This window comes from Vibrio sp. SALL6 (assembly GCF_002002385.1).
GTDB lineage: Bacteria > Pseudomonadota > Gammaproteobacteria > Enterobacterales > Vibrionaceae > Vibrio > Vibrio parahaemolyticus.
Map to the genome: position 1 here is coordinate 139,431 of NZ_MQVK01000018.1, position 13,518 is coordinate 152,948.

Consider the following 13,518-nt stretch of genomic DNA (forward strand, 5'->3'; position numbering starts at 1 on the left):
GAGAAATGAAAAGTGCGGCGGTTAGATTTGACCGCTGCGCTTATTAGCGTTTGGTGTTCTTCAATATCTGGAAAGGGAGTTAGGTATAATTTTTATCTTGGTTTCTTTAGACGTGAATGTCGAGAAGGCTGCCAATTACTTCGTTATTTTTCTCCACAACGGACGCACCAATACGGTTGTAACTTGCGGCTTGAGTAACTTCGATAAGAGGTTCGATAACAGTGGCATGTGCGGCTAGGGAAGGGTTCGCGGCGAAAGCCACGTTTTTAGCGAGTTCGACTTTATTGAATGATAAGTCTTCGCCGCCTTTTACGAAGGTTTGTTGAATCTCGTTTGCAGCTTTATCCGCCATCTTGTGCGACAACTGCATGATTTGTTGACCGGAGTGAATCCCTGAAACTGGCATGATTATAATTCCACTTATTATGCTGCTGTTAGCATAGGAAGTGTTTATAAAACGTGCAAGTGATTTATATCAATAACTTAATCAAACAAACAGTTTAGATAACATTTCACGCTCTTCAGTGGAGAGCAATGGCTTTTCCTTTTTGTTCAGCGTCATGCTGATTTCGCCTTGCAATGTTTTTAACTGACTTGCCGTCAGGTCTCCAAGCTTCTTCTTTAGCTCTTTAAATTGTTGCGCTTTCATCTCTGTATCCTCGCTGTACTCAGGTTTATCCTTCATGTCCTGTCTAACGGCCTCCGTGGCCACACAACATACTTATTCAATAGAATTAGATTAGAATTTGATCGATGGTTTTTTGTCCGAGTATTGTCAGGGTGCGTTAAGTGATACGTAAGACTTTTCCTATGAAAGGTAATTTTACCTACTTCGGGTTATCTAAAATTAAAAAAGGGAAGCAAAAGTGCTCCCCTAATTGCATAAAGAACGCGTGTTAAGTCACATGCACCTTTAAGTTAGTCTCTCTAAGGTCGAGTTAGTTCACACGAACGGCAAATTTGCTCGCCAGCGAGTGAAGCTCAGGCAACATGCGATAAATAAGGTGGAGTTGTTGAAGCACCATACGCGCCGAGCTGTCATCCTCATCGCGCCATTCGTTCAAACGCTGCTCAAGTCCAGCATCGTCAATATTGGATAAATCGCACTCTTCGCAATGTTGGTGTAATTGTTGATGCAACACATCCAAATGCTGGTGGATACAACGGTGAGCATCCAGAACCAGTTTATGAATGGATTCATCTTCGATGCGAGTACGATGGGCACCTAAAGCAGAGATGTAGCTGAGCATGGCGTGGTTGAGCGTCAGAAAGCGGAAGCTCTCATCGACGGCTGCGCGATACTTACCTGGTTCAGCAAGCATTGTGCTGATTGCTGACGTCAATGTCGCATCATTATTGTGAGCCTGACGACGAGCAATGCGGTAGCTCAGGTTGTCTTTCTTACCGATACGATATTGGCCGATGATCTGATCCAAATACTGTTTATTCGCATCTATCGCATCAGACATCACTTTATGCAGTCTTCGCGATTGCCAGTCAGGTAAAATGAACATCACAGCCGCGACGGCTAACGCGCAGCCAATCAGTGTATCGGCAAGCCGAGGAAGCACCACTGCGTAGCCTTCACCTAACTGGTTGAACAGGAACAAGACTAACAAGGTGATAAATCCGGTCGCGTAGCCGTAGTTGTTCATCCTAAATGCAAAGAACATCACGCCCGAAACAACGATAAACACCAGCTGACTTTCTTGAGAAGGGAAGAACGTTAGCAGCGGTACGCCAATCAACAACCCCGCTAAAGTACCGATCACACGAGCCGTAAGTTTTTGGCGCGTCGCACTGTAGTTCGGCTGGCATACAAACAGCGTTGTAAGCAAAATCCAGTAACCGCGGTCAATATCAAACAGCTGAATGATGCCGTACCCAATAGTAAGCGCAATTGACATACGCAACGCATGTCGAAACAGCATCGAATCTTTATGAAGGTTAGCCGAAATGCGTTGCCACATCGCTTTCAACGTATGTGGGTTAGTATCGGCAAGCGTGTCTTCTTCTAGGCGTTCGGCATCTGGGTTATTGATGTTGTTTAGCTGCTTTTCAACCGTAGCGAGGTTATTGAACAGGTAAGTCAGCTGCATTAACAAACGCTTCCAATGACCTTGTTGCTGCTCTTCCAAATACGCCAGTGAATTTTGTAGTTCTGCCAAAGCCAGAATCGACTCATCGGTGTGAGTGTATTCGTTGCCGAGTTGAATGGCTTGAGCAATATCCCGGCAAGCTTGCGCTTGTGTCTCAAGAAGATATTTAAAGCGGAACAGTACGTCTGAACGCTCGAACTCCGTTGCCAAATCTTGGTAGCGGTAGTGGCTCGAACTCACGCGTTCGTGAATGTCTTGCGCGATAAAATAGATATTCAAGAATCGGTCACTTGGGCCGTCTACATGACCACGCTTGGAACGGGTGAGTAGCGTTGCTTTACACGCATTGAGTGCGGTGACCGTTGCAGCATTAAGGCGAGCCGCTTCAATACGCATTGGTTGCGGTGCAAGGTTCGTGACTGGGTGGAAAAGCTTGGCTTTGGCATCGAGATAATTAGCAAGCGCAAGAAACACGTTTGCGAGGCTTAATTGCACTGGCTGCAACGGCCAGAACATTTGCCAGATCATCGACATAAAGTAATACCAAGCGGCACCAGTTAGCAGTAACAACGGCTGGAACCAAATATTCGTGCTTTCGTGCGCACCGAGCATGGTGTAAATGGCGATCAGCAACGAACCAAATGCGATACTGGCATACTTTGGCCCAATTGCGCCAAGCATGATAAAGCCAAACGTGGAAATAAACAGACCCGTGGCAAACAGCCAAGGGGTATGAAACAGTATTTCAATAGAGAAGGCCGCAACCGCGAAACAGATAAACGTGAGAATCAGAGCTTTGATTCGTCCCATAAAGCTGTCATCACTTTCCGCTAGTGCAGCGGCAATCACACCTAGTATGAGAGGTGTGATCAAGGTGTTTTGTCCGAAGTACCAAGCAGGAATAACGACACCCAACAGGGTGATCAATATAAGAATGCTGTAGTTAATGGTTTTATTTGCCCAATAGAGGCGAAATTTAGAAGCTGCTTGCACAATGCGCCTTACATTTCCGATAAAAACGGAGAAAAATTCCCAATTTCACTCAAGGATGACGGCGTTAGAAAGTTGACGTTCTCACGGTTAACGCTCACCAATTGAGCCTTAAAACAAACGGCTTTCACGGGCGCTATCATCTTGAAGTTGTTTGGATATGTTACCAAGCTCACTATAGCGTGTTTATGATTTAATTTAAGAAAAAATCACGCTTGGTTATGAAATCGACAGAAATGTCATTGACTTAAGAATGCAGAGCAGTTTTCGGATGCGAAAACCGTCTAGAGTTTGGGTTTATAGCGTTGAAGTAATGACAATTATGTTCACAAAATCAGCAGTAATGTGAATTTTATTAAAGAATCAAGGAAGATGCGTATTTAGGTGGCGGTCGCTGCTACAATTTGAAGCCCTAAAATGATATAAATCGACAACTTCTCACTTAAAAGGCGCACGTTTCATGCAGCTTACTGCCACCAGCAAAGCACAGTTTTTTATTCAAAATGAGTATTATCATGTCGAAATAAAAGAGAACAGTGTTTTATTAAGCTCAATTGGCAGTGAAGAGCATATTCCTTTCACCGTCTGGAACGGTAAAGTCAACGTGAAACGCGGCCTGTTTTGGAGCTCGCTTCAGTTCTTTGCTCACGAGCAAGATGGCAAGCAACAAAGTTGGTTAGTACAAGGTTTACCTTGGCCTCAATGTCGTAAGTTTGCGTTAGAAGCTGTGCGTCAATATCAAGAGTGGCACAACACTCAGTGCCGAAAACTGGCGGAGTACCTTCCTAAATGGGAAGAAGAGTTGTACCAGCTCAAACACCTTCCTGCCTATCTTTCTCATTCTCAAGTTATGGCGTGGGTAGAGAAACTCAATCAAGAACTAGCAGAAATCAAGACCAGCCTAGACGAAGCTAAAATGCGCATGCCTAATCGCATGGGTGAAATTGAGCCTTGGTTGGTTGACACCTCTCATACGCTGGGAGAACGCAATCACGAATGGTTGGAAAACGAACGTCCTAATTGGGAAGTCTTGTTCAACCGCATTGAATCGTCTCCGCTGAACTTGTCGCAACAATACGCAGTGTTGCTCAATGATGATCACAACCTTGTTTTGGCTGGGGCAGGCTCGGGCAAAACCAGCGTATTGACTGCAAGAGTGGCTTACTTACTTCAAAGCCATCAAGCTCAAGCGGAAGAACTTTTGATGCTTGCGTTTGGCCGAGATGCCGCGAAAGAAATGAAAGAGCGTTTGGTTGATAAAGTCGGCTTGGCGGCAGAAGGCGTAAGAGTCAATACCTTTCATCAACTCGGCTTGTACATTCTTAATCAAGTCGAGCAGCAGCCTGTCGAAATTAGCCCTCTTGCATTAGACGATAACCAACGCACGGCTTGGTGTGTCGACTGGTTGAAAAAGCACTGGATGACACCAACAAATTTCAAACGTTGGCAAAAGCATTTAGATAAATGGCCTATTGCTTACCTGAAAGGTGATGATGAGTTGGGTAGCCATTCGGAAAATCCGAAGCTAATTGCTTGGTTGGATTCTCAATTGTCGCATTTAGCTGCTGTTGGTTTAACGAAAAAGCAAGTGCAAGAGAAGTTGGTGGATCACCAAGACTATACGCGCCTCAATAGCGAATTAGCACTGTGTTGGCCGTGCTTTTCTGCATGGCAAAAAATGCTCAAAGAGAGCAATCAAGTCGATTTCCCAACCATGATAAGTCGAGCAACGGATTACGTGAATAAAGGGAAGTTCGTATCGCCTTGGCGTTTTGTTATGGTCGATGAGTATCAAGATATCTCTCCAGATCGTTTGGCGTTGATCGAAGCGTTATGTGAATCAACAGAGAAGCAGCCTGGCGCAACCTTGTTTGCCGTAGGCGATGACTGGCAAGCGATTTACCAGTTTGCGGGCGCAGATGTGGACTTGATTACTGGGTTTAAAGAGCGATTCGCTCACTCTACGGTACATCACCTAGACACAACCTATCGTTTCAATAATCAAATTGGCGATGTAGCGAATACGTTCGTGCAGCAAAACCCATCACAATTACCGAAGACGCTCAACAGCCACAAACAACGCAAGCAAAAGAGCGTGCACACAGCGCCAAGCAACCAAGTTGAGAAAATCCTCGATCAATTGAATCAACAAGCGAAACAAACTAAGTCTGTATTGCTGCTTGGCCGTAACCATTACCACAAACCCGATTTGTATGATGACTGGTTAAGACGATTCCCGAATCTAGATATTCGTTTTATGACTTGTCATGCGAGTAAAGGTCGAGAAGCCGATTTTGTGATTATTTTGGCTGTGGATGAAGGGCAGTTCCCAGCTAAGAAGAAGCAGATTCACATCGACGGTGCGTTGACCGAGTCCAAAGACAAATTCCCGTATGCCGAAGAGCGCCGACTGTTCTATGTCGCGATTACGCGTGCAAAAGAGAAAGTGTGGATCACGCATACGGGCGCGGGTTCTGCATTTGTGCAAGAACTCGTAAGTGGCGACTACCCAATCGTTACCTCACGTTAAACACACTTTTTCAACCGTTAAAAACAACAAAGGCGATACTCAGTATCGCCTTTGTTTTATCTATTCGATTACGTCGATTTACATGCGTTCTGCAAGGTAAGCTTCGTAATCTGGCACTTCGATGTCGACTTCTTGTTCTAAAAGAGGAGAGTCGAAGAGGAATTTTGCCGTTGCACGGTTAGTCGCAACTGGGATGTTCCAAACACTCGCGATACGAAGTAGGGCTTTCACATCAGGGTCGTGAGGTACGGCGTTTAGTGGATCCCAGAAGAAGACCAATACATCGATTTTACCTTCCGAAATCAATGCACCGAGTTGTTGGTCGCCACCCATCGGGCCGCTGATCATACTCTTAATTGCTAAGCCAGTTTCTTTGCTCAGCATGTGGCCAGTTGTGCCTGTAGCGTACAAGAAATGGCGTTGCAGCTTTTCTTTATTCTCTTTTACCCAGCGAAGGAGCTCAGGTTTGCAATTGTCGTGGGCAACCAATGCCACGTGTTTATGCGCAGGCATGGTACGAGTCGTTTTTTGCATCAAGTTATTCCGATTTTATGATTATGAACTGGTTATCTATCAATAAAACACTTTTTTAGTGCATCAATCAACAGCCTTTATGCTGAATGTCGGCCTATATTCTGACGGAGATAACGATTCTTCAATTGTGTCATCGTGAAGCGTCTTTGGCGTCAGTGGTTTGATGATTGGCGATGCCTGTTTTTCATACGGTTGATGGCGTAAATAGTGAGCCGCTTGCATGACAGACAGGCGGCCTTGCTGCACCATTTTGTCTGTCGGAGCAAAAAGCACTTTATTGCGCAGAAGACCACGATACACACCGTGACTCAAATACACCGATACCAAACCAATATCATGGGTTTTATCTGCGCTGCGCAATTCACTGATGGCTGCTTCTATGGCGACCGCACTGCCGACGATGTAATCAATGTTCCCCATATCAATCACGCGTTGCACCAGGTTACGCTGTAACTCTTTGTCGTTGTCTGCCCAAAAGGAGTCAACGATGTGGATGTCGCTGTTTTTGATAGCTTCATAAAACCCTGTTGTGACAGGCTTAGTGCCACCACGAGTACGCGGGCCAAGCAGTAGGGCAATATTGGTTTTACCTGAGCCTTTTGGATGGCGCTCGGCTAAGTACTTACCGGCCTCGTAACCCATCCAATACCAATCGACACCGACTTCGCCTTTGAGCAGTGTGCTCTGTTCATCATCAAGATCGAGTTGGTTGACTGTTGCAAATACGGGCGTGTTGCCGACCCAACTTTTTAAGTTGTGTTCATAGGCGTGAGGATCAACCGTGCCTAAAATAATGGCATCCGCACCCCATTGGGTACACAGCGTAAGTTGCTGCTCTTGACGACTTTTATTTGGGTAGCCACCTGCTTCTAATACGCGCAGGTTGACGCCTTGTTTCTCTGCTTCAGAGACCATTCCATAGTTTACTGATAACCAGTAAGAATCCTTTAAATGAGGGTAGATCGCACAGATCTTTTCAGCGGCCACAGAAGGCAGTGAAGCGCAAAGTGACGCTGCCAAGACTGAATGCTTGAAAATTGTACGAATTGAGCGTTGATTTATAACCATGAAATGAAGTTCGTTGGCATAGATTAAGTAAACACTGCAAAATATAACGTAATATGTCGCCGAACACGAACATTAAGGTCATGAAAATATGTTGCTAGCAACCGCAAGCATCGGTCGTAAACTTCTGTTGTCATTCATCGCGATGGCAATGCTGGTCATGTTATCAGCATTGATTGGCGTATCCGGCTTTTCGCTGGTGGCAAAAACAGAAAGGAACGTGGTAGATGCCGCGATCCCCGCCATGATAGAAGCGCGACAAGTCTCGGAATTGAGTACTCGAATCATTTCATCGGTGCAAATGCTCTCTAATGCGCAAAATGAGCAAGAGAGGAAAGAAGCCGGGCGAGTGTTGTTCGAACAACTTGAATCGCTGTTGACGCACATTAAAGAGCTAGGCGGTGAGTCGTTTGATTCAAAACTGCTCGATGCACTTGAAAGCAACGTTCAGAATGTGATCAATAACCTCGCAGAGCTTGGTGTCACGGTTGAAAGAAAGTTGTGGCTCGCGAAAGAAATTGATACTCGTGTTGAAGAAATGCGCCTGCTGAGTGAAGAGTTGGAACAGCTCACTCGCACTCAAGTGCAAAACACCAGCACGATTGCGGTTGCTAACGTAACCCACATTTATGACCTGTTAGAAGCGAACAAAAAAGACCAAGTCTATCAAGCGCTCGATGCTTTGGTTGAAGTCGATCTTGACCTAACCGAGCGTCTGCACGAGCTGCATCTTCTCGCATTTAAAATGCTTAATCAAATAGAAGAAGCACGCACTCTGACCAACGTTGATCGTATCCAACAAATCCAGACGGCGTTTGAAAACAATCTTAAGATCATGAAACGCCGCGTCTTAGCAGTCGAAGACCCAACACGTTCAAAACAGATGAGCCAATTGCTCACCGAGCTCGGTAAGCGCCAAGTGGTATTTACCATTTTGCTGCAACAATACGAAAACAACGAACAATCTCAACAGTTGATGCAAAAAACGCTGGAGCTGTTTTCTGAATTGAACAGCACCGTAAACAAGCTGGTGGACGATTCCAACAAAACCACCACGTTTGCCGTTGACCAGCTGACCAATACCCTGAAATTTGCCCAATGGTCGCTAACGGTGATCTCGATTGTCGGTTTGATTGTGGTTGTGCTTATCCTTTGGCGAGTGGTGTACGTGTCGGTAGTGAAACGTCTGGCGGAATACTCTGCTGCGCTGCTTTCTGTTGCCCAAGGTAACTTGGCTGTTGAGCTAGAAGTTAAAGGCAAAGACGAACTTGCGCACATGGGGCAAGCAATCATCACCGCTCGCAATACCGCCCAAGCGCTCAAAGTGGTGGCAGAAGGGGAGGCAAAAGCCAAACGAGAGCTGGAAGAGCACAAAGAACACCTTGAAGAATTGATTGAGCAGCGCACTTCGCAGTTGAGACAAGCAAACCTGCGCTTGAATGAAGAGGTCGTGAACCACGCTCAGGCGCGTAATGAAGCCGAGCAGGCGAGTCGTGCGAAATCGGCCTTCTTAGCGACAATGAGCCATGAAATTCGAACGCCGATGAACGGCGTGCTCGGTACTGCTCGTTTGTTAATGGATTCTGGTTTAAACCCAATTCAAAAGCGTTACGCGGAGATCATCAACCGCAGTGGTAAAACCTTGCTTGCCATCTTAAATGACGTTCTGGATTACTCGAAAATTGAAGCCGGCCATCTTGAGATTCGCCGATTGGGCTTCGACCTACATCAAATGGTTGAAGACACGTTCCAACTGATGAACAGCCGAGCACAAGAGAAACAACTGCTGTTCTCTTACCACATTGAAAGTGACGTCAGCCGATACTGGAAAGGGGATGTAACGCGCATTAGCCAAGTGCTGAACAATCTAGTGGGTAACGCGATCAAATTCACTGAAGACGGTGAAATTGATATTTACGTCAGCCTGAATCCAGAAGACGAATCGCAAGTGCTATTTGAAGTCTCAGACACAGGTATCGGCATTTCGAAAAAAGATCAGAAAACTCTGTTTGATGCCTTCACGCAAGCAGAAGGAGGTCTGAACCAAATCGGTGGTACAGGGCTTGGTTTGGCGATCAGCAAACGCATCGTAGAAGCAATGGGCGGCGTGCTAGAAGTCGACTCAGAAGAGGGCGAAGGCAGCCGTTTCTGGTTCTCCATCCCACTTGAAGAAAGCGAACCTGTTGAAATCGGTGTTGTGGCGAGCGCTCGCTGCAAGGTGAAAGCGAAAGTGCTGTTGGTCGAAGACAATGAAGTAAACCGCGTGGTGGCGGAAGGTTTCCTCCAGAGCATGGGGCATCAAGTTGTGATGGCGGAAGATGGCCTGCAAGCTGAACGAATCATTGATAAACAAGATTTTGACATCGCGCTTGTTGACATCAATTTACCTGATTGTGACGGCACGGATTTGATTCAACGCTTAAAACGCATCGAACGTAACAAGCCAGGTGACAAAGCGCTGTCACCGACACCTATGATTGCGGTGTCTGCTCATGTTTTTGCGGAAGAAGTGGAGCGCTACTTGGCAGCGGGTTTTGATGGTTACTTGCCAAAACCGGTTGAGAAAGAAGCCCTTGCTACGTTGATTCAGGATGTTCTGGATGGCAAACAATTACTGCTTCCGCAAAGTGGAGAATGCTTACCTCTGAGCGAAACGAGCGATACCAATCTAACTATTGAAAATCAGGTCGAACAAGACCACCAACAACGAGAGGAACCAGAAATGGTCATCATTAATCCAAGCGTGATCCAGTCTGACATGAAGATTTTAGGTAGAGAAAAAATGCTGCATATCATCGACTTGTTTAGAAATACCAGTGCGGATGTACTTGGACAGTTGGTTGAGTCAGCAGAAAAAAATGACAGCCTAGCAGTGAAAAATCTCGCTCATAAACTAAAAGGCAGTGCGGGGAGTTTAGGTCTTACTGCGTTAATGAACACTTGCCAAAGTATCGAGATTGCTGCTGAACCGCTAGATACATACAACGCTCAGCAAGGTTTATTGGACGAGCAAGTCGCTGCGTCAGTTAATGCACTTGATGAGCTGATGGCAAAATAAAGCTCTGCGTTTTAAACCTAATCCCAAACCTAAAAACAAAAACCTCCGGTAAATGCCGGAGGTTTTTTCTATTTGGTCATGTCATCTTCCCACTCGAATCGAGTGTCTAAGGCATAAGGGTCATCATCTAATGGATGTTCCACTTTGCCACGCAAGTATTCGAGTTGATGCTCAAGCATGTTGACCGTCTCGTAGTCTCCCTCTGAACAAGCAACGTAAATTTGTTGCTCCAGAGCGGCAATGTTGTCTCGGATACCCATGAGAACCCCCTTAAATCATCATCGATTCTCAAAACGATTATAGTCAAGTAATCCAAATTCGATCGGTTGATTTGTACGGTACCAATTGTGGATACGATCGCTAAACGGCCAGAATTTTTCCGAGCTACGGCGAATCGCAAAATTATCCAACAACTTAACGTAATCGGCTTCGTTTTGAATCGCGCTAAACTGATCGACAAATTCTTTTACTTGGTTTTCATTAAGGGAGAAAAATGCTGCTGGGTAGCTCCCGACAACGCCACGCACGATTGTCATATCGTCATTGGCGAAGTCTCGGTTGCTTTCTTCATCAAACAAACTCGAAATATTAGTGTGCGCATTGTTGTGAAGTAGGGTGAACAGTTCGTCCTTACCTGACTTACTACGCACCATCAGCATCGTGATTTGTGGGACGGTTTGTAGCCCTTCACCACGCACTTGACCGATGCGTTTTAGCTCTTTTTCCGTTTTATCTGAAAGCGCAGTATCGGTAATCTCATAACGCGGTAACAGCACTGGCGATAAGCGTTTGCGCATCATGTTCAGTAGCTCGGTTTTTGGATCGTCCGTTTTGTAAACAACGCTGGTCGGTTGATTAAAAGGCTTCACGTTACGTTGCAAAAAGTCACTAAGCTGAGGGCTTTGATCTTGATACCAGCTCGATTGAAGCTGGTGACGCATATCCGCAGGCAGCAAGGTAACAAAGTTACTCTCGCCTTCAAGACGTAAGAAATCCATGAACATACGCGTCATCAACTGGTGACCAAAGTTACCGTATACGTCAAACCCTGCTACCAATAGGTAGTGAATACGCTCTAGCAAAGCGTAATCTAAGATCCAGACTGTTTTTGGCTGCTCGCCAACCAACCCTTGAACTACAGATGCACTGTCGAAATGACGGAATACTGTTAATGCTGCATTTGGGTTGGTACCGTTACCGTCCCAAATGACGTCAGTCGATAGGTTTTCGCCATGCTTAAACCAATTGTTCGTGAACTCAGATTTCGCTTCAAGATAACGCGCTTGTTGGCGTGCGTACTTAACCCAGTTCGTGACTGGAAGCGTATTACTTTCTTGTTCGGCTGGCAGTTTTAAGTTATCTGCTTGTGAACGGTAGAACTCGTTAACCTCAGGAATGTCAGCTTTGTCTGGGTCTAAGAAGAATACCCAGAAGCGATCATTGATGACGTTAAGTGCAAGCTGACCACGACAAACAGGGCCTTTAATGTACGCCATTATGGTGTTTTGCGCGTTATCAAGCATGAATTTGAAGCGAGACCTCACTGGCATATCAATGAATGCCGTCATCGGGTTAGCTGCAACTTCTGGCTCGTAGCTAGGTAGCTGAGTAACGGAGTAATCCGCTTCAATAAACCACTTTTTCCAGTTGCTGATGCGCTGTTTGTTGAGCGCAAATGGCATGTGCGTTTTGTCAACAATAGTGCCTTGTTCTGGAATGATTCGGTAGTAAACGCGTTCAACGCCCGGATCGTCGTAAGGGCGACGAGTGGAAATGCGCTTCACTGGTTGTCCTGGCGGCGTTGCGGAGCGCACGAGGGTAAAGAAGCGCGGTTTTTCGCTCAACTCAGAAAAGTACAGATGCGACAGGAACAAGTGCTCGTAAATATAACGCGACATCAACTGGTTCTTGAGGTCTGAATGGTTGAGCAGTGTTTCGTATTGATTGATTTGCGCCTGCTCTTGGTCACTGATTGGCGTGTGCATATTCATGATCGCGCCGTTTTCTAGCCAAGTCATCAGCGTGTGGTATTCGCTGTTGGTTAGATTCGGCATACCAAATGGCATTCCCCAGTTTGGGTTGTCTTTTTCGTACTGTTCGTACTCTTCAATTGTCGGGCAGGTTTGCTCACGATCAATCGAAAAATCAAAACCTTCTAATTGCACTTGGTCTGGCAAGGGATGGCGCTCTTTCTGTTGCAATAAACGAGCGATAAGGCCAGCTTCAAGGTTTGCCGCCATGCTTTGGTCGCGTTCATTCAAAACAGGGTGGAAGCCAGCGTCGCGCCATTCTTGGGTGGTTTCTGCATCTTCAAACAAGCGAGTAGGTGCAGCAGCTGTCAGGCGAGTGCCTTCATAAACCAATGCTTTCGATGCTCCGCGGTCGATCCCTTCTACCGATGAGAGTTTTAGCTGACATGGCGCATCGTAGCAGGCGTGGCAAACCACACAGCGGTTATCGACGATAGGTTTTACCTCGCGTTGGAAGAAATCTGCCTGCGGCGTTTCAACGCTGGCAGTACGCTCACGAACCAACTGAGGGCCGAACAATTGGTCAAAGTTCAGGCCAGCATAAGTAGCACAACCAGCAAACAGACTGGCAATGCAGAGTATAAAAATTAGACGCAAATTCATTGAGTTATTTTGAGTAAATTGAATTTGCATTAATTAAAGCAAATTAAGTGACGAAATACCAAAAATCGAGACAAATAGCCGCGCTTTCTTTACCTATTTATGGATTTAAATAGATAACCCTTACGGTGAATTGTCTGAATTTGATCTGGTGGCATGCCTACGGCAATCAAGCGTTTTCGCATTCGACTGATGTGCATATCCAGCGCTCGGTCATGCTCAGTGAACGGACGTTGCAAAACGGTTTGATAGAGGAAAGGTTTGGTCAGTACTTTATCTTGATGCTGAATGAGCGTGCGCAGTAGTTCAAACTGAATGGGCGTGAGTTGGATATCCGTCTTCTTTGGCTGGCTTTGAATCGTAACAGACTGCGTGTACTTATCGAGTGTAAGTACATGATTTTCTGAAGAAGAGTGACCACAATCTTGGCTATCAGACGTTAAGGTTGGCAAAACTGTCAAGGTTGCTTGATCGCTCACATTGATATCTAGATTAATAATGAAATTGCGAACCATTATCATTAATGATCAATCAAAAATCAATTCAATATATAAAGAAGATATTCAAATCGATGATAAAAAGTGGTTGGTAAATGTGCTCATTGTCCGGCAC

Annotated in this window: 10 protein-coding genes; 2 read left to right on the top strand and 8 right to left on the bottom strand. The window is 45.7% G+C overall.

What is annotated here, in order from left to right; all coding sequences use genetic code 11:
* Positions 1–106: 106 nt before the first annotated feature.
* The 3 genes from BIW15_RS10590 to yccS all read right to left on the bottom strand — a co-directional run bounded on the left by BIW15_RS10590 (position 107) and on the right by yccS (position 3,092).
* Positions 107–406: a hypothetical protein gene (locus BIW15_RS10590; RefSeq protein WP_020841972.1), complete on the bottom strand. Its 300-nt coding sequence runs from the start codon at positions 404–406 to the stop codon at positions 107–109.
* Positions 407–487: 81 nt separating this feature from the next.
* The gene (locus BIW15_RS10595) at positions 488–685 is read right to left on the bottom strand and encodes a hypothetical protein (RefSeq protein ID WP_017448124.1); all 198 of its coding nucleotides are present in this window, start codon (positions 683–685) and stop codon (positions 488–490) included.
* A gap of 253 nt (positions 686–938) precedes the next feature.
* Positions 939–3,092 carry a YccS family putative transporter gene (yccS, locus tag BIW15_RS10600; protein WP_005454352.1) on the bottom strand — a complete coding sequence of 718 codons (2,154 nt, stop codon included), beginning with the start codon at positions 3,090–3,092 and terminating at the stop codon, positions 939–941.
* Positions 3,093–3,549: 457 nt separating this feature from the next.
* On the opposite strand from yccS, the gene helD reads away from it, so the two are divergent.
* Entirely contained in the window at positions 3,550–5,619 is a 2,070-nt protein-coding gene (gene helD, locus BIW15_RS10605; protein WP_015313109.1) for a DNA helicase IV, read from the top strand.
* Between the two features lie 78 nt (positions 5,620–5,697).
* Here helD and BIW15_RS10610 read toward each other — a convergent pair whose 3' ends face one another.
* A complete protein-coding gene (locus BIW15_RS10610; RefSeq protein ID WP_005454351.1) occupies positions 5,698–6,153 on the bottom strand; it encodes a methylglyoxal synthase in 456 nt (151 codons plus the stop codon).
* A 63-nt stretch (positions 6,154–6,216) separates the two neighbouring features.
* Complete coding sequence (gene torT, locus BIW15_RS10615; RefSeq protein ID WP_256856984.1) at positions 6,217–7,266, bottom strand: TMAO reductase system periplasmic protein TorT; 1,050 nt, start codon at positions 7,264–7,266, stop codon at positions 6,217–6,219.
* Between the two features lie 43 nt (positions 7,267–7,309).
* Between torT and torS the strand changes: the two genes are divergently transcribed.
* Positions 7,310–10,276 (top strand): TMAO reductase system sensor histidine kinase/response regulator TorS, encoded by a 2,967-nt coding sequence (gene torS / locus BIW15_RS10620; RefSeq protein ID WP_025539843.1) that lies wholly within the window; start codon positions 7,310–7,312, stop codon positions 10,274–10,276.
* A gap of 68 nt (positions 10,277–10,344) precedes the next feature.
* Here the strand turns inward: torS and BIW15_RS10625 are convergent, their stop codons facing one another.
* The 3 genes from BIW15_RS10625 to BIW15_RS10635 all read right to left on the bottom strand — a co-directional run bounded on the left by BIW15_RS10625 (position 10,345) and on the right by BIW15_RS10635 (position 13,385).
* Positions 10,345–10,536 (bottom strand): hypothetical protein, encoded by a 192-nt coding sequence (locus tag BIW15_RS10625; RefSeq protein WP_005454225.1) that lies wholly within the window; start codon positions 10,534–10,536, stop codon positions 10,345–10,347.
* Between the two features lie 18 nt (positions 10,537–10,554).
* On the bottom strand, positions 10,555–12,909 hold the full coding sequence (locus BIW15_RS10630; protein WP_025508770.1) for a fatty acid cis/trans isomerase: 2,355 nt from the start codon (positions 12,907–12,909) through the stop codon (positions 10,555–10,557).
* Positions 12,910–12,998: 89 nt separating this feature from the next.
* The gene (locus BIW15_RS10635) at positions 12,999–13,385 is read right to left on the bottom strand and encodes a winged helix-turn-helix domain-containing protein (protein ID WP_077280993.1); all 387 of its coding nucleotides are present in this window, start codon (positions 13,383–13,385) and stop codon (positions 12,999–13,001) included.
* Positions 13,386–13,518: the final 133 nt, after the last annotated feature.